The 21496-nt window shown below is 65.8% G+C and carries 22 protein-coding genes; 9 read left to right on the forward strand and 13 right to left on the reverse strand.

Annotated features, from left to right (window positions below):
* Window positions 1-2: 2 nt before the first annotated feature.
* From pheT to OKA04_RS20620, 5 genes are all read right to left on the reverse strand, one after another.
* Window positions 3-2381: a phenylalanine--tRNA ligase subunit beta gene (gene pheT / locus OKA04_RS20600; RefSeq protein ID WP_264503104.1), complete on the reverse strand. Its 2379-nt coding sequence runs from the start codon at window positions 2379-2381 to the stop codon at window positions 3-5.
* Window positions 2382-2450: 69 nt separating this feature from the next.
* Window positions 2451-2930 (reverse strand): Imm50 family immunity protein, encoded by a 480-nt coding sequence (locus OKA04_RS20605; protein ID WP_264503105.1) that lies wholly within the window; start codon window positions 2928-2930, stop codon window positions 2451-2453.
* 33 nt (window positions 2931-2963) lie between these two features.
* Window positions 2964-3980 (reverse strand): phenylalanine--tRNA ligase subunit alpha, encoded by a 1017-nt coding sequence (gene pheS, locus OKA04_RS20610; RefSeq protein ID WP_264503106.1) that lies wholly within the window; start codon window positions 3978-3980, stop codon window positions 2964-2966.
* A gap of 59 nt (window positions 3981-4039) precedes the next feature.
* Window positions 4040-5758, reverse strand: coding sequence for a cation:proton antiporter (locus OKA04_RS20615; RefSeq protein ID WP_264503107.1), 1719 nt, complete (start codon window positions 5756-5758; stop codon window positions 4040-4042).
* Between the two features lie 91 nt (window positions 5759-5849).
* Window positions 5850-6818, reverse strand: a complete 969-nt coding sequence (locus OKA04_RS20620) for an ankyrin repeat domain-containing protein (protein ID WP_264503108.1) — start codon at window positions 6816-6818, stop codon at window positions 5850-5852.
* A gap of 90 nt (window positions 6819-6908) precedes the next feature.
* Between OKA04_RS20620 and OKA04_RS20625 the strand changes: the two genes are divergently transcribed.
* Together OKA04_RS20625 and OKA04_RS20630 are read left to right on the forward strand one after the other, a co-directional pair.
* The gene (locus OKA04_RS20625) at window positions 6909-7439 is read left to right on the forward strand and encodes a GNAT family N-acetyltransferase (RefSeq protein WP_264503109.1); all 531 of its coding nucleotides are present in this window, start codon (window positions 6909-6911) and stop codon (window positions 7437-7439) included.
* Window positions 7436-7873 (forward strand): GNAT family N-acetyltransferase, encoded by a 438-nt coding sequence (locus tag OKA04_RS20630; RefSeq protein WP_264503110.1) that lies wholly within the window; start codon window positions 7436-7438, stop codon window positions 7871-7873. The genes OKA04_RS20625 and OKA04_RS20630 overlap by 4 nt, the downstream gene beginning before the upstream one ends.
* A 90-nt stretch (window positions 7874-7963) precedes the next feature.
* On the opposite strand, the gene OKA04_RS20635 is transcribed toward OKA04_RS20630, so the two are convergent.
* Window positions 7964-9160: an MFS transporter gene (locus OKA04_RS20635; RefSeq protein ID WP_264503111.1), complete on the reverse strand. Its 1197-nt coding sequence runs from the start codon at window positions 9158-9160 to the stop codon at window positions 7964-7966.
* 77 nt (window positions 9161-9237) lie between these two features.
* Here OKA04_RS20635 and OKA04_RS20640 point away from each other — a divergent pair, with 77 nt between their 5' ends.
* Complete coding sequence (locus tag OKA04_RS20640) at window positions 9238-10107, forward strand: LysR family transcriptional regulator (RefSeq protein ID WP_264503112.1); 870 nt, start codon at window positions 9238-9240, stop codon at window positions 10105-10107.
* Window positions 10108-10220: 113 nt separating this feature from the next.
* Here OKA04_RS20640 and OKA04_RS20645 read toward each other — a convergent pair whose 3' ends face one another.
* Window positions 10221-11270, reverse strand: a complete 1050-nt coding sequence (locus OKA04_RS20645) for a thiamine pyrophosphate-dependent dehydrogenase E1 component subunit alpha (protein ID WP_264503113.1) — start codon at window positions 11268-11270, stop codon at window positions 10221-10223.
* A gap of 50 nt (window positions 11271-11320) precedes the next feature.
* On the opposite strand from OKA04_RS20645, the gene OKA04_RS20650 reads away from it, so the two are divergent.
* The 5 genes from OKA04_RS20650 to modB are packed head-to-tail and all read left to right on the forward strand — an operon-like array spanning window position 11321 to window position 15556.
* Window positions 11321-11683, forward strand: coding sequence for a winged helix-turn-helix domain-containing protein (locus OKA04_RS20650; RefSeq protein ID WP_264503114.1), 363 nt, complete (start codon window positions 11321-11323; stop codon window positions 11681-11683).
* Window positions 11684-11743: 60 nt separating this feature from the next.
* Window positions 11744-13684 (forward strand): TonB-dependent receptor plug domain-containing protein, encoded by a 1941-nt coding sequence (locus tag OKA04_RS20655; protein WP_264503115.1) that lies wholly within the window; start codon window positions 11744-11746, stop codon window positions 13682-13684.
* A complete protein-coding gene (locus OKA04_RS20660; protein WP_264503116.1) occupies window positions 13674-14165 on the forward strand; it encodes a molybdopterin-dependent oxidoreductase in 492 nt (163 codons plus the stop codon). The genes OKA04_RS20655 and OKA04_RS20660 overlap by 11 nt, the downstream gene beginning before the upstream one ends.
* Window positions 14162-14890: a molybdate ABC transporter substrate-binding protein gene (modA, locus tag OKA04_RS20665; protein ID WP_264503117.1), complete on the forward strand. Its 729-nt coding sequence runs from the start codon at window positions 14162-14164 to the stop codon at window positions 14888-14890. Before OKA04_RS20660 ends, modA begins: the two co-directional genes overlap by 4 nt.
* Window positions 14891-15556 (forward strand): molybdate ABC transporter permease subunit, encoded by a 666-nt coding sequence (gene modB / locus OKA04_RS20670; RefSeq protein WP_264503118.1) that lies wholly within the window; start codon window positions 14891-14893, stop codon window positions 15554-15556.
* On the opposite strand, the gene OKA04_RS20675 is transcribed toward modB, so the two are convergent.
* On the reverse strand, window positions 15551-16024 hold the full coding sequence (locus tag OKA04_RS20675) for a hypothetical protein (RefSeq protein ID WP_264503119.1): 474 nt from the start codon (window positions 16022-16024) through the stop codon (window positions 15551-15553). The genes modB and OKA04_RS20675 overlap by 6 nt on opposite strands.
* A 104-nt stretch (window positions 16025-16128) precedes the next feature.
* Here OKA04_RS20675 and OKA04_RS20680 point away from each other — a divergent pair, with 104 nt between their 5' ends.
* The gene (locus tag OKA04_RS20680) at window positions 16129-16605 is read left to right on the forward strand and encodes a hypothetical protein (RefSeq protein WP_264503120.1); all 477 of its coding nucleotides are present in this window, start codon (window positions 16129-16131) and stop codon (window positions 16603-16605) included.
* A 204-nt stretch (window positions 16606-16809) separates the two neighbouring features.
* Here OKA04_RS20680 and OKA04_RS20685 read toward each other — a convergent pair whose 3' ends face one another.
* The 5 genes from OKA04_RS20685 to OKA04_RS20705 all read right to left on the reverse strand — a co-directional run bounded on the left by OKA04_RS20685 (window position 16810) and on the right by OKA04_RS20705 (window position 21489).
* Window positions 16810-17094, reverse strand: a complete 285-nt coding sequence (locus tag OKA04_RS20685) for a ribonuclease III domain-containing protein (RefSeq protein WP_264503121.1) — start codon at window positions 17092-17094, stop codon at window positions 16810-16812.
* 18 nt (window positions 17095-17112) lie between these two features.
* Window positions 17113-17649, reverse strand: a complete 537-nt coding sequence (locus OKA04_RS20690) for an RbsD/FucU domain-containing protein (protein ID WP_264503122.1) — start codon at window positions 17647-17649, stop codon at window positions 17113-17115.
* Between the two features lie 117 nt (window positions 17650-17766).
* Window positions 17767-19302, reverse strand: a complete 1536-nt coding sequence (locus OKA04_RS20695) for a PhoH family protein (RefSeq protein ID WP_264503123.1) — start codon at window positions 19300-19302, stop codon at window positions 17767-17769.
* A gap of 151 nt (window positions 19303-19453) precedes the next feature.
* Complete coding sequence (locus OKA04_RS20700; protein ID WP_264503124.1) at window positions 19454-20545, reverse strand: AMP-binding protein; 1092 nt, start codon at window positions 20543-20545, stop codon at window positions 19454-19456.
* On the reverse strand, window positions 20527-21489 hold the full coding sequence (locus tag OKA04_RS20705; protein ID WP_264503125.1) for an enolase C-terminal domain-like protein: 963 nt from the start codon (window positions 21487-21489) through the stop codon (window positions 20527-20529). Before OKA04_RS20705 ends, OKA04_RS20700 begins: the two co-directional genes overlap by 19 nt.
* Between the last annotated feature and the right edge of the window lie 7 nt (window positions 21490-21496).

The following is a 21496-nucleotide window of genomic DNA, read 5'->3' on the forward strand; positions in this document are numbered from 1 at the left end:
GGTCAGCGCTGGGTGACCGGGAGGCCGCCGGTGAGGGCGGCGACCACGGACTTGTGCGCGGCATCGACTTCCTCGGCCTTCAGCGTGCGGTCCGCGGCGCGGTACTGCATGCGGTAGGCGATGGACTTGCGGTCGGCGGCGAGCTTCTGGCCCGTGGCATCGCTGAAGACATCGAAGCACTCGAAGCCGGTCAGCAGCGGCTCCTTCACCTTGGCCAGCACCCGCTCGATCTCGACATTCGCGAGAGCGGCGGGGGCCTCCAGCGCGAGGTCGCGCGAGGAGCCGGGATACTGCGGCAGCTCGGCGATCTCGCGGCTGCCCGCGACGAACTTGCGGAGCTTTGGCAGATCGAGCTCGGCGATGAAGACGGGCGTGGAGGCATCCAGCGCACGCTGGCGGGACGGCAGCAGCATCGCGAAGGTGCCCAGATTCTGCCCGTCCGCCTGGATGTCCGCGGCGAGCGCGAAGCCATCGCGCGGGCGCGGCACGAGCTGCAGCACCGCGGTGGGGACCAGCGCGGAGACGATCGCCTTCAGGTCGTAGAGATCGGCAGCGGACTCCGTGGTGGCCCAGCCCGCGGGCAGGGAGTGGCCGGAGAGCAGCAGGCCGAGCGAATCGCTCTCGAGGTCCTTTGCCTTGCCACCGCCGGCATTGCGGAAGACGCGGCCGATCTCGAAGAACCGCAGCGCCTTCGCATTCTGGCGGATATTCCGCGCGGCGGAGGCCACGAGGCCCGGGATGAGGCTGGGGCGCATCACGGCGTGGTCCTCGCTGAGCGGCAGGCTCACGCGGATGGTATCGCCGGGCAGCAGCGGCTTCAGCGGCAGGGCATCCGTCACCTGTGCGTCGGAGATCAGCTTGATGGTCTGGCACTCGTGGAAGCCGAGGGCGGCGAGGCGCTCGCGGATGCGCATGTCCGCATCGTAGGCGGCATCGACCGCGCTGGACGGGACGAAGGTGCCACGCAGGCGCGACGGCACGGCATCGAGGCCCTTCACGCGGACGATCTCCTCGACGAGGTCGATGTGGCGCTGCAGGTCCGCGCGGAATGACGGCACGGCCCAGGTGCCGTCGGCACTCTTGGAGAGACCGAGGCGGGTGAGGATGGTCGCGGCCTCATCATGCGGGATGCTCGCGCCGGTGAGCTGGTCTAGCTTCGCGAGATCGAGCGCCACCGGCTGCGTCAGCACGGGGGCTTCACCGGCCTTCATGGTCACCGACTCGGCGGTGCCGCCGGCGATCTCCGTGATGAGCTTCACCGCCAGCGCGGAGCCCGCGAGCACGCCATCCGGATTCACGCCGCGCTCGAAGCGGTACGACGAGTCCGAGGAAAGCGCGGTGCGACGCGAGGTGCGGCGGATGCGCGAGGGCGTGAAGTACGCCGACTCTAGTAGGATGTCCGTGGTGCCGTCGGAGACGCCGCTGTCCGCGCCACCCATCACGCCGCCGAGGGCGAGGGCGCTGCCCGCTTCATCCGAGATCACGCAGTCCTCGGCGAGCAGCGGGTAGGTCTGGCCGTCGAGCGCGAGGAATTCCTCGCCCTCCCGCGCCGCGCGGATGACCAGCGCGCCGCTGACCTTGGCCGCATCGAAGGCGTGCAGCGGCTGGCCGATCTCGTGGAGCACGAAGTTCGTGATATCGACCACGTTGTTGATCGGCTTCAGGCCGATGGCCTCCAGCCGCTCCTGCAGCCACGCCGGGCTCGGCGCGATCTTCACGCCGGAGATGCGCACCGCGGTGTAGAAGGGGCAGGCCTCCGGGGACTCGATCCGCACGCCATCCGCGGTGAAGCCCTCGCGCGCCGGGATCTCCAGCGGGGCGAGCGGCACCTCCAGCAGTGTCGCCATCTCGCGCGCCATGCCGTGGTGGCTGAGCAGGTCCGGGCGATTCGGCGTGACCTCGACCTCGAGGAGCACGTCGCTTTCGAAGAGCTCCTTCACCGGCCTGCCGATCGGGGAATCCTCCGGCAGGATGAGCAGGCCATCCACCGCATCCACCAGGCCGATCTCGGAAGCGGAGGCGAGCATGCCCTTCGACTCCACGCCGCGCATCTTTGCCTCGCCGATGGTGAAGCCACCGGGCAGCACCGCGCCGGGCAGGCAGCATGGCACCTTGTCGCCCACCTTGTAATTCTTCGCACCGCAGACGATCTGGCGGAGCTGGCCCTCGCCCGCATCCACCTGCGTCACCTTCAGCTTCTCCGCATCCGGGTGCTGCACGGCCTCCATGATCTGCGCGACCACGATCTTGTCCGAAGCGACGCCCTTTACCTCGATGCCTTCGACTTCCACACCGGCGAAAGTCAGAAGACGGTCCAACTCCTCGGGAGTCTTGCCCTTGAGATCGACGTGCGTCGCTAACCAGTTGAGTGAAACGTTCATGGCGTAGGTGCTTTCTAAATGGATTCTGCCGTCTTCTTGGGACGGCCAATGGGAAGAAACAAATTCGGCTTAGGGGAGGAGCTGCGGGAAGGACTTCTGGAACGGGTTGAGATCCACCAGATCGACCACCGTGATCCGGTCGCAGTCGAAACCGACCTCGTGGCCGAGCCCACCCCAGCGGACGAGAAAGAGATCGGCGTTCAGCTTATCGTCACGGCGACGTGTGATTGAGAGGCCTTGGATGGGATTCTGATGCTGCCACTCTGTCACCGACAGCCGTCCCACACTGGAAAAAAGGATCTCGGTGTGAGCCTGTTTTCTCATCGGGGAGTCCGGAGCCTGGTGGATGTCGAAGGTGAGAAAAACCGCCCGGAGAGAATGGGCCGCGGCATGGCCGGTCGGTGCCCGCTCCAGGGTCATGCGGATCACCTCCGCATCGATGAAGGCAGGCCACCCGCCATAGTGCCCGATCAAAAGGTCACGACCGCGGATCAGGTCAATCGCTGCCTGCTCCACCGGATACTCGGGCTGCCCCAGTTGATCTGACATGGCATGAGTTGCGCGCGGCTCCCTCGCACGTCCTCAGGCGAATTGCTTGAGGAAACGCGCGTCGTTCTCGATCAGGAGACGGATGTCCTTGATGCCCCAGCGGATCATCGCGAGGCGGTCGAGACCCATACCGAAGGCGAAGCCGGTGACCTTTTCAGGCGCGTAGGTACCGTCCTTCCGCGAGGCATTGATCTGCTCGAAGACGGCGGGGTCCACCATGCCGCAGCCGGCGACCTCGATCCACCGCGGGGCCTGGCCCTTCACGTGGAGCTTCACGTCGATCTCGAAGCTGGGCTCCGTGAAGGGGAAGAAGTGCGGGCGGAAACGGACTTCCGTGCCGGAGCCGAACATCTCCTGGAAGAAATACTCCAGCGTGCCCTTCAGGTCGCCGAGGGAGACATCCGTATCCACATACAGGCCCTCGAGTTGGTTGAAGACCGACAGGTGGGTCGCGTCGATCTCGTCGCGGCGGTAGGCCGAGCCGGGGGCAATGATGCGCACCGGCGGCTGCGCCGACTCCATCGTGCGGACCTGCACGGACGAGGTGTGCGTGCGCAGCAGCTTGCCGGAGTCGAAGTAGAAGGTGTCCTTTTCGTTGCGAGCCGGGTGGTCGGCGGGCGTGTTCAGCGCGTCGAAGCAGTGAAACTCGTCCTCGATCTCCGGCCCCTCGGCGAGGGCGAAGCCCATGCGGCGCAGGATGGAGATGGCCTGGTGGCGCAGGATGGTCAGCGGGTGCAGCGAGCCGTGGTTCAGCGCGCGCGCCGGGAGGGTGAGGTCGATCCCCTCCAGCGCCTTCTTGTCCGTGGCATCCTGCAGGGCGGCTTGCTTTTCCTCCAGCGCCGCGGTGATCGCGGCGCGGGCGGTATTCAGCAGGGCGCCGATCGCGGCCTTTTCTTCCTTCGGCACGTCGCGCATGCCGGCCGAGACCTCGGTGAGGGTGCCTTTTTTCCCGAGCACGGAGACACGGGCGTCTTCCACCGCACGGGTGTCGGTGGCAGCGGCGATCCGGGCGAGTGCCTCGGCCTGAATGGCTTCGATCTGGTCCTTCATGGCAGGGAAAAGCGGGGCGCAGGGCTTACTCGCTGCCGGGGGCGGAGTCAAAGGCAGTTCTAGGTCGCCCGCGGAAACAGCTCGCGGCGGATCCGCTCGCTCTCCCGCTCGATCTGCTCGGGCGTGGCGCCGAAGTTGTCCAGGATGGCCTCGGTCATGGACAGCGCGACCTCGCCCTCGCCGGAGAAGACGGCATTCGCCCCGGCTTCCAGCAGCTCGTTCGCCTCCTTCAGGTAGGACGTGCGGGCCACCACGCGGATCTTCGGATTCAGCGAGCGGGCTTCCTTGATGACCTCGCAGCCCATGCTGACGCTGGAGGCGCTCAGCACCAGGATGTCCGCCTTGTCCGTGCCCGCGGCCTGGAGCGTGGCGGGGTGGCTGGCATTGCCATACTGGGCCTTTTCGCCCGCGGCATTGAGCTGGCGCACGGTATCCACGTTCATTTCCACGATCATCGGCGTGAAGCCGTTGTCCTTCAGCAGGCGGACGACGGTCTGGCCGACCGGGCCGTAGCCGATGACCACGGCGCGGCGGTGGATGCCGTCATCCAGGTCCGCGGCATCGCCGCCGATGGCATTGCGGTTGAACAGCTTCCACAGCGCGGGGCGCTTCGCCACCCAGCGCTCGATGGGATCCACGGAGCGGTAAAGGAGCGGCGCGAGGGTGATGGAGACGATCGCCGTGGCGACCAGGGCATTGAAGGCCTCCTCATTCACCAGCCCGTACGTCTTCGCGATGGTGGCGACGATGAAGGAGAACTCACCGATCTGCGAGAGCACGGCACTCACGGAGAGCGCGGTTTTCAGCGGGTAGCCCAGCGCCACGGTGATGATCAGCGCCGCCAGCGGCTTGCCGATGATGACGATGCCCATGGTGGCCAGCGCGAGCCAAGGGCTGGCGATCAGCGCCTGATAGTCGAAGAGCATGCCGACGGAGACGAAGAAAAGCACCGCGAAGGCATCCTTCATCGGGAGCGCGTCGGTCGCGGCGCGGTTGCTGAATTCCGAGCGGCCGACGACCATGCCGGCGAGGAAGGCACCCAGCTCCATGGAGACGCCGAAGAACTTCGACGCGCCGAGCGCGATGCCCAGCGCCAGCACCAGGATGGTAAGCGTGAAAAGCTCGCCGGACCCCGTGCGCGCGATGCTCGTGAGCAGCCGCGGGATCGCCCAGCCGCCGACGATGAAGGTGAAAGCGACCAGAGCGCCGATCTTCAGCGTGGTCCACAACAGCGCCAGCGTCACTGCCCCGGCTCCCGTAGCCTCGCCGCCGAAGATGGCGGGGATCAGGACCAGCACAAAGACGGTGAAAATATCCTCCACCACCAGCCAGCCGATCGCGATGTGACCGGTCGGCGTGTGCAGATGCTTGTTATCCACCAGGATGCGGGTGAGCACCACAGTACTGGCTACGGCGATGGCCATGCCGAAGACCGCGCCCGATGCCCACGACCACCCGAAGCTCCGCATGATGACCATGCTCAAGATCGTGGCCGCCGCACTCTGGACGATGGCACCGGGCACCGCGATCCGCTTCACGGCCAGCAGCTCCTTGAAGTGGAAATGCAGGCCCACGCCGAACATCAGCAGGATGACCCCGATGTGCGCCATCTGATCCGCCATCCCCTGGTCCGCCGCGAAGCCGGGCGTATGCGGGCTGACGACGATACCGGCTAACAGATAACCGACGATCGGGGAGAGACCGAGACGGTGGGAGAGATAGCCGAAGATGAGAGCGATACCAAGGCCACCGGCGAATGTGAGGATGAGGTCATGCATGTTGGGGATGAGGGCAAAAAATCCGCCCCACCCTTACGGACCGATTACAACTTGTCCCCGTTTTTTTGTCCTGTTGGAGAATTTTCCCGAATTAGGAATCCAGCAGCTTCATCACGGCCTCGCGATGACGGTCCGAGGCCTCGTGACGGGCCCGGATTTCGGGCGTCTTGGCATCGCGCAAGTATTTGGCGCTATTACTCTTCTGGATATGGAGCAGCTCCAGTGCGGTGACCTTGTCACTGGTGGCCCTGTGGTTCCTGTCGGCACCGTGCTTCAGCAGCAATCGGATGACCTCGAGGTTATCTTTGTAGTGGTAGTCCTCTACATACTTTGTAGTGGCATGAAAAAGGACCGTATCGCTCGACCAATAGACAAGGTTCGGGTCGGCCCCGCGCTCCAATAAAAAGCGGACGGTTTCCGGGTCGTCATCGTCCACCGCTTCCTTCAGCGCGGGGGAGCCTGCCACCAGATTCACGTTCGCGCCGTGGCGGAGCAGCCAGTCGATGTTCTTCCGGTTGCCTGCGGCGGCGGCGGCCCGGAGCGGCGTACCGTGCCACATGTGGGGACACGCTTCATTCCAGTCCACGCCGCGCCGGTCCAGCTCCTCCAGCAGCGCGCGGTCGTCCTTCCCCGCGGCGGCTACGGCGGCACCTGCCTCCACCTTCGCCCCGCGACTCATGAGCAGGCGGGCGATGTCCAGGTGGCCGTTGCTGATCGCCTCTCGCAGCGCGGTGGTGGGCGGGGTGCCCGCCACCGTCTCGAAGCGCGAGGGCACCGCGCCCGAGACGAGATTCGGATCCGCCCCGGCATCGAGCAGCGCCACCACGTGCTCGCGGTGACCCTTCCATGAGGCAAACATCAGCGCGGTCCACCCGTAGCTGCTGCGCGCATTCACGTCCTCGCCCTCGGCGATGCCCCGCTTCAGCGAAGCGAGGCTGCCCCCATGGGCGGCCAGCATCAGCGGCGTCATCCCCTCGCCCCGGAAGCAACCGGAGATCGCGGCAATGGCGATGGCCCCGGCGACGACCGCCGCGAGACCGATGACTCCTCTCCGACTCATATTTGTGAAATCATCGCCGCCGCGCCGACTTCGGCAAGCTCCCGAATCCGGCATCGCCATCCCGCGCGAAACCTGCGGATATCCCACACGATGACCCCGGACGAAAATCCGACCTCCCCCGTGAAGCTCCGTCGCTGGCAAGCCGACGACTCCATCCCGGAAATCACCGCCCTGCTCCATCTGGCCTACGCACCGCTCGCGGCGATGGGCCTGCGCTACACCGCGACGCACCAGGGCGACGAGGTCACGCTCAGCCGGCTCCAGCGCGGCACCGCCTTCATCGGGGAGCTGCACGGCGGCATCGTCGCCACCGTCACGATCTACCCGACCGCCGGGCCGGACTCCTCCTGCGCGTGGTACCGCGAGCCGGGCGTGCATTACTTCGGCCAATTCGCCGTCCACCCGGACCTGCAACGCCACGGGCTCGGCGCGAGGATGATCGGGCTGTTAGAAAAGGAGGCACTCGCCCGCGGTGCACGCGAACTCGCGCTCGATACCGCCGAGCCCGCCCATCATCTGAGGCAGTGGTACGAGAAGCTCGGCTATCGCTTCATCGAACACGCCGACTGGTCATCGACGAACTACCGTAGCGTGATTCTCTCAAAGTCGCTCGTCCCATGAATTTCCGTAATGTCACCACCGCGGATCTGACCGACTGCGCCCGGTTCTTTTCCGACGTCTTCAATGCGGAACCTTGGAACGAGAACTGGAGCGTCGGGAGTTCGCACCAACGACTGTCCGACTGCGCCCTCACGCCGAACTTCCTCGGCATGGTGGGTGAAGACGACACTGGCATCGCCGCTCTCGCCCTCGGCTATTGGCAACGCTACCAGGAGGAGAAGCACTACTACCTGCTGGAATTCTGCGTCGCGAATGAACGGCAGGGCGAAGGCATCGGAACCCTGCTGATGGAGGCCCTTCACGCCCGCCTACAGGAAGAAGGCGTGAATCGCATCTACACGCTTACCGCTCGCGACACACCCGCGCAGGACTTCTATGGAAAGGCCGGCTTCTACGTCAGCCCGAAGATGATCCTGATGGCGCGGCGCTATTGAACGAAGCCTCGCCTGACAACCCGATCATCTGACTCAGTGGAGCGAGAAGCGGCTCGCTTCATGAGCACATCTCATCGGATGCGCGGCGTCTCATGCGTCGCTCTTCACCGAGGCCTTGCCCAGCACGCCGGGACCCCACACGGCGAGCAGCAGCGCGAAGACGACCACCACGCCGAAGGCACCCGGCAGGCCGATCCAGTGGCTGAGTCCGCCGATCGCCGGAGGTCCGGCGAGGAAGCCGAAGTAGCCGATCATCGAAACGGCAGCCACGCCCTGGCCCACGCTTTCCTCATGCGCGCGGCCACCGGCCCCGAAGAGGACGGGCACCAGGTTCGCGAGGCCGAGACCGGCGAAGCCGAGGCCGAGGAAGGTGACGGGCCACTGGTGCACCGAGATGATGAGCAGCAGGCCGATGAAGGTGAGCATGCCGCTCACGCGCAGCACGGTGAGACCGCCGAAGCGGGCCGTGACGCGGTCGCCCACCAGACGGCCCGCAGCCATGGAGCCGGAGAACATCCCGTAGGCCAGCGGTGCCAGCCATGCCTCCGCGCCGGAGACGGTGCGGGTATAGACCGCACTCCAGTCCATCATCACGCCCTCGGCGAAGAGCGCGAGGAAGGCCAGCGCACCGATGCGCATGATGCGGCCATTCGGCAGGGAGAAGCCGCGCTTCTTCGCTTTCACCGGCGCGGCATCGCCACCGGCCAGCGCGCCGGAGCTCGCGAAAGACGCGACCAGCAGCGCCGCGGCGATCGCGAGCGTGATCACCATCGGGGCAATCCCCTGCTTCAGCGCGAGGCCTACCAGCAGCGCCGCGACCAGGCCGCCGATGCTCCAGAGCGCCTGGAAGGTGGCCATGATCGGCTTGTCGCCCGCATTCTCCACCGTGATCGCCTGCGCATTCACCGAGACATCGAGCGAGCCCTTGAACGCTCCGAAGACCGCCGCCGCCGCGAGCAGCCAGCCGAAGCTGGGCGCTACCGCGAGCAGCGCGAGCGACACCGCGTAGCCGGGTGCCATCCACGTGAGCATCGTGCGGCTGCCATGGCGGGAGAGCGCGCGGCCGATGAGCGACATCGAGAAGAGCGCGCCGACGACGATCGCCAGGAGCACGATGCTGATGCCGGATTCATTCAGCACGAACTTCTGCTTCACCGACGGGATCATCGCCGCCCATGTGCCGAATCCGATGCCATCGACGAGGAATAATACCGAGGCCGCCCAGCGGGCGCGTGGTTGATCAATCGGCGTATCCGCCAGACCCGTGCATGCCGCTCCGTGATTCATGCGGCGCAAGGTGCCTGAAATCCGGCGATTCTTCCAATGGCATGATTTCATGACCGTGATAACGTCCGGTTATGGAGATGCGCGAGCTGAAATCCTTCGTCCTTCTGGCTGAACAACTTCACTTCGGAAGGGCCTCGCGGCTGCTCAACCTGAGCCAGCCCGCGCTCACGAAACAAATTCGTCGCATGGAGGACGAGCTGGGCGCGCCGCTCTTCGAGCGAGGCCGCCACGGCACCATGCTCAGCTCGCTGGGAAAGCAATTCCTGAAGGAAGCGCGCGGCGTGGTCTCCGGCTTCGACCGGCTGCTCGATGGCGCGCACACCTCGGCGCGCGGCGAGTCGGGGAATCTCTCTCTCGGCTTCGGCTTCCACACCCTGGAGCTGGTGCCGCGCGTCATCGTGAAGCTCCGCGAAACCTCACCCGGCATCCAGATCACGCTGCGCGACATGTCCACCGCCGAGCAGACCGACGCGCTGCGCAAGGGCGAGCTGGACCTTGGTTTCGTGAGACTTCCGGGCGCCGATGACTTCAAGCTGCTGCCCGTGATCAAGGACCGGCTGACGCTCGTGTCCTCCGCGGCCTACCCGCTGCCGGCGAATGCAACGCTCGGCAGTTGCCGTGATCTTCCTTTCGTCAGCATCTCGGAAGCGCGCTCGCCGGGCTTCTTCGGACACTTCCTGCAGCTCTGTGGAAAGCATTCCTTCCACCCGCGCGTGGTGCAGCAGGTGCCGGAATTCACCACCGCGCTCGCGCTCGTGCAGGCCGGACTCGGCGTCACCGTCATCCCGCAATCCGCCGGCACCAGCCGCTTCCCCGGACTGCGCCAGCACCCGCTGCGCGATCGCGATGCGGCATGGACCGTGGCCGCCGCTTGGAGGAAAGGGGACTCGAATCCCGCACTCGCGAAGTTCCTCGCGATCCTCAAGGTCGAGGCGAAGCGGGGATGATCCACGTATACTATATAGCGTCACTCTCGCTCGGCATGACGATGCATTAGCATGCTTCATTGATGAGCGATCATCGGATGAAGCGCACGCGGGCATCACGCTTCACGCGCCCGTCACTCGCCGAAGAAGTGCCGCCCGATGCGCGATGCTTCCGTCCCGTGATCGCTCTCCCAATACACGTCGCGCACGATGTCCTCCACCGTTGGCGGACTTCCCGACTTCGCGAATTTCACGGACTCGATCGCTTCCTGCTTCGCCTGCGCATCGATCTCGTCCGCCTCGGATTCATTGAGAAGGCACGCCTCCACCAGATGCCGTCTCCATAGACCGAGCGGGTCCTTGGCCTTGTGCTCCTCGATTTCCTCGCTGCTGCGGTATATCTTATGCCTCGAGTCCGCGATGTGGAATCCGTGGTACCGGTAAGTCTCGATCTCGAGCACGGTCGGCCGGCATTCGACCCGCGCACGCTGGAGCGCATCCGACACACGGGCCCGGATCTCATAAGGGTCGCTGTCCCCGAAACGATCCCACTCGATATCGTATCCCTCGGCACGCTTGGCGAGACACTCCTTGAAGCGGGACGAGCGCGGCACCGACATTGACATCGCATAGCCATTGTTCTCGATGATGTACACCACCGGCAGGCCGAAGAGCCCGGCGAGATTCAGCGACTCGTGATACACGCCCTGATTGACAGCGCCATCTCCCAGAAAGCAAACAGCCGCCCCCGGTATCCCGCGTTGCTTCAGCGCGAATGCGAAGCCAGCCGCGAGAGGAGTTTGCGCGGAGGCCAGAGCATACGCTCCCCAGTGATTCTGATCCGGCGCGAAGCAGGATACGGCCCCGGCCTTGCCCTTCGAGATGCCGTTCGATCTCCCGAACAGCTCGGCCATGATTCCATTCATGCCGATGCCTGCCGCCAAGCCATGCCCCAATCCCCGGAAGCCGCTGACCGTATGGTCATCCTTTCCCAACAGCGACCGCACGGACACGGCGATCGATTCCTGGCCGATATCGAGCGGAAGCCAGCCGCCGATCTCTCCGAAGATGTAGCATTTCATCGCCTGCTGCTCGAAGCGGCGGATGCGCATCATCTGCCGCAGCAGGTCGATCTTCCCCTCCGCGGACCAGTCCCGGTTGACGGCATGTTCGCGATATTCCATGGCCGCCGATTCTCTTGCAGGATCGCGGGGCGATTGGCCAGCATGGAGACATGCCCGATGACCGCCCGATCCGCCTGCTGCTTTCCGGCGAGCTTTCCTTCGGCCCGGGGAAGGCGGAGCTGCTGGAAAAGATCGCCGCACATGGCAGCCTGCAGGCCGCCGCGGCGGACATGGAGATGTCTTACATGAAGGCGTGGAAGATGGTGAAGGGCCTCAACGAGCGCTTCCGCGAACCGCTCGTCACCCTGCAGCGCGGGGGAAAGGAGCAGGGCGGCGCGGCGCTCACCACCACCGGCCGCGAGGTGCTCGCACTCTATCAGGAAGCCGTGGCGGCGGCGGAAAAGGCCAGCCGCCCGGTGCTGGGGAAGATGCGCAGGCTGCTCGCTCCCGATGAGACGAATTCATCGCAGTGACGCCGCGATGCCCTCCGTTATACTTTTCAAAGTATAACGACGGTGCTTTCGTCGCATCCGATGAAAGCACTCCCCTTGCTGTGCCTCGCGCCGATGGCGGCGTCCGCGGTCGATACGGAACTCGGTGAACTCGTCGTGGAGTCGATGAAGCCGGACATCACCCACCGGCTCACCGCGGAGGAGGTGCAGGACTTCGAGCGGCGGAATCTGGCGGAGGCGCTGGACCTGCTGCCCGGCGTGAGCCTCACCCGCATGGGCGCGCGCTCGGAGAGCATGGTCACGGTGCGCGGCTTCGACCTGCGGCAGGTGCCGCTGCACATCGATGGCATCCCCGTTTACGTCCCCTATGACGGCTATGCGGACCTCGGCCGCTTCGCCATGCCGGGCGCTGGCGAGATCGAGGTGGCGAAGGGCATCAGCCCGGTGCTCGCGGGGCCGAATGCGCTGGGCGGCCTCATCAATGTCTTCACGCGCCGCCCGACGGAAAAGCTGGAGGGCGAGGTCCACGCCGGTGCCTTCTCCGGCGGCGGCTGGCAGGCGGGCCTGAGTGCCGGGGGACGCGAGGAAAAGTTCTACTGGCAATTCGACCTCTCGTGGCAGCAGCGCAGCGGCGTGCCGCTCTCGGATGACTTCGTCCCGCGCCCGACCGAGAACGGCGGCCGCAGGAACAACTCGTGGAGCGAGGACTGGCACGCCTCCGGCCGCATCGCCTGGACGCCCGCCGTGGATGATGAATACGTGCTCGGCTTCCGCAGCCAGCGCGGCGAGAAGGGCACGCCGCCCTACGCCGGCTACGATCCCACCGTGGCACCGCGCTACTGGCAGTGGCCGTATTGGGACAAGGACACCATCTACGTGCTCACTCGTACTTCGCTCGGCACGGACACCACGCTGGAGACGAAGTGGCACTACGATACCTTCCAGAACCTGCTGCGCTCCTACGACGACGCGACCTACTCGGACCAGACGCGCGGCTATGCCTTCAATTCCTACTACGACGACTGGATCGCCGGTGCCTCCGCGACGATCGAGAACCGCTCGCTGAAAAACGTCCGCCTCGCCGCGGCGATCCACTACCAGCGCGACCACCACGAGGAAACGGAGCCGGGCGAGCCGGTCTTCACCTTCGAGGATGAGACCGCATCGGTCGGCTTCGAGGCGGAGTACGACTTCGGCCAGGGCGGCTCGCTCACCGCGGGCATCAGCCACGACTGGCGCAGGATCCGCGAGGCAGTGGACACGAATACCGGCCTCGGCCTCACCGGCGAGAAGAACTCCTCGTGGAATCCACAGCTCGTCTATCGCCAGGAATTCACCGACTCCCTCGAGGGCCACGTCGGCTTCGCGCAGAAGAGCCGCTTCCCCACCATCAAGGACCGCTACTCCTACCGCCTCGGCCAGGCGATCCCGAATCCAAATCTCGATCCCGAGACGGTGAACCACTTCGACCTCGGGCTGGGCGGCACCGCGAATGAAGGTCGCTTCCAGTGGGAGGCCGGACTCTTCTACTCGCGCATCGACGATGCCATCCAGCGCGTGGACAATGTCGCCTTCACCCCGGGAGGTGCCGGGCTCTTCCAGCTCCGGAATGTCGGCGAGGTGGAGCACCGCGGCTTCGAATTCGCCGCCGCGTCGAAATTCACCGACACGATGCAGGCGGGCTTCAACTACGCGTGGATCTCCGCGGAGAACCGCACGAACCCCGCGATCCGCATCATCAATGTCCCCGAGCACGAGCTGCTGCTCTTCGCGAAGCTGGACCTGCACGAGCGCTTCCGCCTCATCCCGTCCTTCACCTGGGCGGACTCGCGCGAGGTCGCCAGCACCGGCAAGCGAGTGGGCACCTACGCATCCGTGGACGTGAAGGCGGAGGCAAAGCTCCCCGCCGACGTGACGCTCGGCTTCGGCGTGCTCAATCTGCTTGATCGCAACCAACAGCTCGACGACGGATTCCCCGAACCAGGCCGCACCTTCTTCGCCGATGTTCGCTATGAATTTTAAACCGCTCCTCACCCTCGCCGCGATCTGCCTGATCGCCCCGCTCACCGCCGCGCCCTCGCTCCGCCTGCACGATGGCAAGGAGTGGAAGGAACTCGACGCCGCCGCCCTGGCGAAGCTGCCGCGCGTGGAGATCACGGCGAAGGCCCGCGATGGAAAGGAGAAGCGCTTCTCCGGCATCCCGCTCGCGGAGGTGCTGAAGCTGGCAGGCGCACCCGCAGGCGATACCCTGCGCGGCGCGGAGATGAACCGCGTGGTGCTCTTCACCGCGGCGGACAATTACCAGGTCGCCTACTCGCTGGCGGAGCTGGATGCCTCCTTCCGCAAGCAGAACATCATCCTGGCCGACCAGGTGGATGGAAAACCGCTGGATGAATACGAAGGCCCGCTGATGGTGGTCGCCGGCGATGATCTGCGCCACTCGCGGTGGATCCGCCAGGTCAAGCAACTCATCCTCACCCGCGCCATCGCCCCCGCTTCATGAAAGCCCTGCTCCTCCTGCTGCTCGCCTCGCTGGCCGCCACCGCCGCGGAGCTCCGCGTCGCCGCCGCCGCCAGCCTCGCGGAGACCGTCACGGAAATCGCCGCCGCTTATGAAAAGGCCCACGGGACAAAGGTGACGCCCGCCTTCGCGGGATCGAACGTGCTCGCCCGCCAGATCGAGGCAGGCGCTCCGCTCGATGTCTTCATCTCCGCGGACGAGGCCACGATGAAGAAGGTGGAGGAGGCAAAGCTGGTGCGCGACGTGACGAAGCTGCTCACGAATTCGCTCGTCATCGTCGTGCCCGCCGAGTCCGCCACCACGGTCACCTCCGGGAAGGACCTCGCGAACTTCAAGCGCATCGCCATCGGCGATCCCGCCGCGGTCCCGGCCGGGGTGTATGCAAAGACGTGGCTGACCGGGCAAAAGCTCTGGGACAGCATCGGCCCGAAGTGCATCGGCAGCGAGAATGTCCGCGCCGCCCTGGCCGCCGTGGAGTCCGGGAATGCCGACGCGGCCATCGTTTACAAGACCGACGCCGCGATCTCGAAGAAGGTGAAGATCGCGTGGACCGTGCCCGCCAGCGAGTCCCCCGCGGTCATCTACCCGGTGGCCGTCTGCACCGGGACGAAGCAGGCGGACGAGGCGGGAAAATTTGCGGGCTTCCTGAAATCCGAAGAAGCGTCGAAGATCTTCGCGGCCCGCGGGTTCGGGCTGGCGGAGGACTAAATGACGGCGGAAGACACCAGGCTCATCCTTTTCACGCTCGGCGTCTCCGCGGCGGCGGTCGTCGCGGCACTGCCGCTCGGCCTCGCGCTCGGCTGGTGCCTCGCCCGCAAGCAGTGGCCGGGGAAGGCGCTGGTGGAGACGCTGGTGATGCTGCCGATGGTGGTGCCCCCGGTGGTGACCGGCCTGGTGCTGCTGAAGCTCTTCGGAAAGAAAGGTCCCTTCGGCGGCTTGCTCGAGCAATGGGGAGTGGAGGTCATCTTCACGTGGAAGGCCGTCGTGCTCTCGCTGGCCATCATGGCCTTCCCGCTGCTGCTGCGCTGCATCCGCACCGCCTTCGAGGAAGTGCCGCGCCACCTGGAAGAAGCCGCCGCCACGCTGGGCAAGACACCGTGGCAGGTCTTCACCCGCGTGAGCATCCCGCTCGCCCGCCGCGGCATCGCGGCCGGCATCGTGCTCGGCTTCGCCCGCGCGCTCGGGGAATTCGGCGCGACCATGATGGTCGCCGGCCTCATCCCCGGGGTCACGGAGACCATCCCGCTCGCGATCTACCGCAGCTTCCACGCGGGCGATGACGAGCGCGTCTGGATGCTCGCCGGAGTCTCCGCCGCCATCGCCTTCATCGCCCTGTGGATGGCAGGGAGACTGACGAAGGGACGGTCGCTATAGGTCGCCGGTCTCCCTCGTGCTTTCGAAAAGTCGCCGGAGATAGCCATCGGCGCTCGCGTCCGATCCGGTGGCTTGCCACTCGCGAAGCAATCCCCTGCCCGAGGATTGCCGCCCGGCGGCATCGAAATCACCGATGTCCCAGATCAACGCCAACTGCTGCACTTGGTGCAAGGCCGAGTGAAATAGGTAGTGGGGAGAGTGTCCCAAGTAAGGACCGAACCTGTTCACCATTACCCAACGCTCCGGCTTTCCCTCGTCAGCGACTTCCGCCGAGAGGAGCGTCCCGGAGACCTCGCGCCCCACGCGGATGCCATAGAGGTAGCGGGACTCGCGCTTCTTGCCGGAGTTCACGTCGATCTCGACGTCCCGGCAATTGACGGAACTCCACGGCATGAAGAACGGCAGCAGGAAAGGCGCACCCGCCACCGCGAGGATTCCGACAAGGAGAATGACCTGACGCTTGCTCATCGGAAATGCGACGACTTCATCCAAGCATCGCTGTGCCCGCGGATCAATCCCTTCCCACTTCGCGACTTGCCTCTGCCCCACGGAAAGCATCAGATGATGATTAGATGACTCGTTCCATTCTTCTCCTCCCCTCCCTTGCGCTCGGCCTCCTGCTTGCCAGTTGTGCGGACAACCGCATGGAGAATGCCGCCGCCATCACGTCGTCCGGCAGCGCGGCGATCCATGGGACCTTCAGGCAAACCGGCGCGGGCAGCACCCTCACCGTCTGGCCCGAGGGCATCAATGGCAGCGTGGTTCCGAAGCCCAAACAGCGCGCGGACCAGGGAGCATTCCCCGTGAAGACCGGCACGAACCGCATCATGGTCCGCGCCGATACCACCCGCTATGTCGGCGTGGCGAAGCTGGCCACGAGTCGCACGACCATCGACTTCAGCGCCCGCCCGGGAGTCCGCTACGCCGTGAATGGCGACTGGACCAGCGACGGGCTTTTCGTGTGGATCGAGGAAGGCGACACCGGCAAGACCGTCGCTCCGAAGCGCGAGCTCAAGCCCGTGGAAGGCACCGTCATCTTCGTTCCGTAGCGCGTTCACCCTGAACCGCCGCGCCCCCGATCTTCCAGCAAAAGACCGAACCGCGAAAAACGCGAAAAGGCGCGAAATCTGAAAGGCAGGAAGAAAATCCCGATCCAAAAATTCCGCGGGATTTCGCGTCCTTTCGCGGTGGCATGAATGCCCCGACCCGCTCGAAAGGCCGACCTCAAAAATCAGCCTCGGCCCCCTGCGCACTCAGCGCTTCGCCATCTGCTTGCGGAAGACGGGGATGAATTCCGCATCCATCCAGGCGAAGGCGGCGTCGAGGCCCTGCTCGCGGTAGATCTTGCCGATCTTCGCCTCCACGGCGGTCGGCGCGCCAAAGGCGCTGAGGAAGCCATTCGAGGTCAGGCGCGTGAACCACTCGCCATCCATCGTCCCGCGCTCCTTCAGCACCCACGAGCGGGCAAAGAGCGCCAGCACGGCATCGCCGATCCAAGCGGCCTCGCGCTCGATCCGGATTTCCTCGGTCTTGTTCATCGCGGCGGCAGACTGCCCTCAGGGAATCGGGCGGGCCAGCTTTTCCATCCGCTGGCGCTCCAGCTTTTCGCGCAGCGCGGACTCGGAGTCGGCATTCCAGTAGCCCGGCTGCAGCTCCATGAAGACGCTGGTGTAGGGCAGCGCGGTCGGCGTGCGGATCACCAGCACCTCGAAGGTCTTGTTCGAGTCCTCCATGAGCGTCATCAGCGACTGCTGCTCCAACTCCGTGGTCTCGTGCGCGTGCATCGCCGGCTGCAGGCGCTTGCGGAAGTCCTCGATGCCCGGCGCGTAGTCATTCTCCACCGAGCGCATCTCGCGGGCCACGTAGATGCGCGGCGTGACGTGCTCGGTGCGCTCCAGCGTCCGCAACACCTCGTCCACCACCTCCGGGATCTCCGCGTCCGCCGTGATCTGGCGGACCCCGGAGCGGCTGTGCGCGGGGAAGGAAGCCTCCGCGATCACGATCCAGTTCCGGTAGCCGAGCTGCGACGTGCGCATGGCCAGCTCATCCCGCCAGCCCCGCTGCTCCGGCACCATGCCACAGCCTCCGGCCATGAGGAGCGGAACGAAAACCAGACAGCGGCGGAGCCAAGGCGACATCGGGAAGATTAAAAGCCTGCCCGGATTCCATGTCAACGGGGGCGCTTTTCAACGCCCCCGCAGACGCGAAAATTACATCAATTGTGCCCCCGCATCGGCCAATTCGGAGCGCTCGCCCCGGTTCAGCGAGACGTGGGCGACGAATGGCAGGCCTTTCAGGCGGTTCCGCGTGTAAACGAGGCCGTTGCTGCGGCTGTCCACGTAGGGATTGTCGATCTGTGCCGGGTCGCCGAGCATCACCAGCTTCGAGCCGCGTGACATGCGCGTCACCACCGTCTTCGCCTCCTGCGGGGTGAGCTGCTGCGCCTCATCCAGCACGAAGAAGCGGTTCGGAATCGAGCGCCCGCGGATGTAGGCGAGGGCTTCCACCTCGATGATCCCCTGCTCCATCAGCAGCTCCCACGGCTTCTTCACCGGGCCGCCGCCCTCGCCGCCCTCCTTCTTCGGCTGCTTGCGGCGCGGGCCCAGCGGCGTCGCCGGGCGCATCAGCAGGTCGAGCGCGTCGTGGATCGGCTGGAGCCACGGCCGCATCTTCTCGTCCAGCGTGCCGGGCAGGAAGCCGAGCTGCTCGCCCATCGCCACCACCGGGCGGCTGACGGTGAGGCCATTGTAGCGGCGGTTGAACATCTCGTGCAGGCCCGCGGCCACGGCCACCAGCGTCTTGCCGGTGCCCGCCTGGCCGTAGCACGTCACCATCGAGATATCGGGATTCAGCAGCGCGTCGATCAGGCAGCGCTGGCCGAGGTTCATCGGCTTCAGGGCGGTGCCGTCCTGGATCTTCAGCGCCTCCGGGATCTGCAGGCGCACCAGCTTGCCGCCGGTGGTCATGCGCGCGGGCATCGTCTGGCGCTCCCCGGCTTCCAGCAGCACATACTGGTTCAGCACCAGCTCGGCGATGCGGTCGCCATCCATCTCCAGCTCGCCGGAGCTGGCGAAGCGCTGCATCTCCATGCCCTCCACCTCGATACGACGGACATCGTAGCTGGAGACCTCGCGGGCATCCACCTTGTCATTGAGATAGTCCTGGCAGTCGATGCCCACCGCGCGGGCCTTGAGCTGCATGTTCAGGTCCTTGGTGACGAGCACCACGGGCGCCTTGTTGTAGGCCATCAGCAGCAGCGTGCAGGCGAGGATGCGGTGGTCCACGCGCTCCTTGTCCGGAAAGATGCGGTGAAAGCGCTGCAACATTTCCGAGTTCTTCGGGCACAGCGCGGGATCGTAGATCACCAGGCGGATCGAGCCGCCGCCATCCGTCTCCACGCCCTCGGTGACGCGCTTGGCACAGGAGAACATTTCCGTGAGCTTGCGGTGCACCTTCCGCGCGTTCGCACCGCGCTCGCTCTGCTCGGTCTTGAAGCGGTCGAGCTCGGCGAGCACGTCCACCGGGATACAGATATGATTGTCCGTGAAGCGACCCAGGCACGCCGGGTCGTGCAGCAGCACGTTCGTATCGAGCACGAAGCTCTTCGACGTCTGGTTCGGTGCCTTCAGTCCGAGGTCACCGGGTTGTGATCGTTGCTTGCCCGCTCCGTTGGATTTCCTGGAAACACCGCCTCCAGGTTGGATTTCGATCAAGCGGGATTGGACGTCCTCGGCACGATGGAGCATGGCTGGTTTGGTTTTGGGATGGGCGGAGAAAGAGGGGCTGAGCACCGGTCCGCCACCGGTCTCTGGCAAGCCACCACGCGGCGGCAAAAAGTGGAGAGGTCTTTTGATCAAGACTCTTAAACTATTCTCCGGCGTCCTGCTTTTGGCAATCTCAAAGCACCAGATTTGCCACGATCTGTGACAGCTCCTTGCGCAGCGGCTTGCCCAGCGGACTGCGCGGGATGCGCTCCACCGCCACGCACCGCGAGATACGGCGGAAGCCGGCGCACGCCGCATGATAAGCGGCCAGCGCTTCCGCGAAAGCCTCGTCCCCGCCCTCGTGCACCAGCACCAGCCGGTGCCCCGCGCGCTCGTCCGGGATGGCCGTCACCACGAAGTCCCTGCGTGACGAAAGCGTCAGCAACTCCGCCTCCACCGCCACGGGATCCACCAGCTCGCCCAGGATCTTCACCTGCGCGTCCGCCCTGCCCGTGAGGAAGACATCGCGGCCCTCCACCCGACCGGAGTCGGACGTGACGTGCCACTCGCTACTACGTTCTTCGTACTTCCATCCGCCATCGCCATGGACGAGCATGCCGCTGAAGAGCGCGTCACCCTTCAGCAGGATGCGCCCGTCACCATCCACCCGCGCCTCCCAGCATGGCAGCAGCGGGATGGGCAGCGGATGGTACGGTGAATCTAGTACTTCCAGCGGCTGCGTCGCCACCTGCGAGCACGTCTCCGTCATGCCAAAGCTCGCCAGCACCGGCCAGCCCAGTTCGCGCGCGGCGCGTCCCGTGGACTCGGCCAGCACGCCGCCGCCCACGACGATCGCGCGCAGGCTCGCAGGCGCACGCAGCCCGGCCGCCACGAGATCGTGCACCTGGGTCGGCACCAGCGAGAGATGGGTCGCGCCGCATTCGCCGAGCCACGCGGCACACTCCGCGGCATCCCACTTCCGCCCGTACTCCGCCAGCCGGCAGCCCGATTCAAAGACCCGCGCCACCACGCCGAAGCCACCCACGTGATCCACCGGCAGCGTGAGCGCCCAACAACTGTCGCGCGTGACGTCGAGATGCCGGTTCACCGCCGCCGCGGACACCATCAGCGCGCGGCGGCTCAGGCCGATCCACTTCGGCGTGCCGGTGCTGCCGGACGTGCGGAAAAAGACCAGCCCCGGCACGTCCGCCTCCGGGCCGCCGCCCATCATCACGGGCGCGTCGCTCTCCCAGAAGTCCGGGCGGATCAGGCGAGACGTTTCCATGGCAGCTTCCCGAGCAGGTCGTCAAAGCCCAAGCCATTCCCCGGCGGCGCGTGGAAGTCCGGCGTCCACGGGCCGAGCGCCTCGGTGAAGGCATCCGGCTCGAAGAGATGATGCGTCTGCAGGCCGCACAGCCCGACCAGCCCGGGGAATTGCAGCGCCAGCCGCCCCGCCTCCCACGCCGCGAATGCCTGCCCGAGCGGGTGATCCATGTAGCTCGTCACCACGACGCGCTGGCCAAATCCCTGCGCCGCCTCCGCGAGCAGCCACGGCTCATCCACGGCGGGCTTGATCACCATGTGCTGGGCATCGGCGCGATGCGGTGCGGCCTCGCGATCCACGGCAAGCGGCACGCGGGTCTTCAGAAATAGGTCACGCCACTTCGCCTCGGAGAAGGGACAGGGGTCTTCCAGGAAATCGATCCGCATGCGGTCCTCGATGGCCAGCGACGCCAGCCAGGCCGCAAGCTCGTCCGCCTCGCCCGCTTCATTGAAATCGAGCCGCCATTTCAGCGCGGGATGACTCGCGAAGGCACCGGCCAGGAACTCCCGTTCACGCGCGAGATCCCGGCCGCACTTCAGCTTGATGGTGGTGAAGCCCGCAGCCACCGCCTGCTCCAGCATCGCAACATCGCAGCCCGCCAGCGTCGCATGGCTCTGCGGCACATCCAGCTCGTCGAAGAGCGGGTCCGGCAGCGAGCGCGCCGCGCCATCCATCTCCATGCAGCGCAGCGCACGCCGGACGATTGGCCAGCGTCGCGCGCCGCCGAGGTCATCGAGGCACTTTTGCAGGGAAGGATCGCCCAGCTCGGTCCACGGCTGGATGCACGCGTGCCCGCCGTCCGCGTCCTTCACCAGGATCCCCTCGATCTCGCCGCGCGAGGACCGCGCATTCAGGCCGCGGGGGCTTTTCAGCCGATAGTGCCAGTACCAGAGCAGCGTGGACATGGGTCAG

It is taken from the genome of Luteolibacter flavescens, from assembly GCF_025950085.1.
In the GTDB taxonomy this organism is placed as follows: domain Bacteria; phylum Verrucomicrobiota; class Verrucomicrobiia; order Verrucomicrobiales; family Akkermansiaceae; genus Haloferula; species Haloferula flavescens.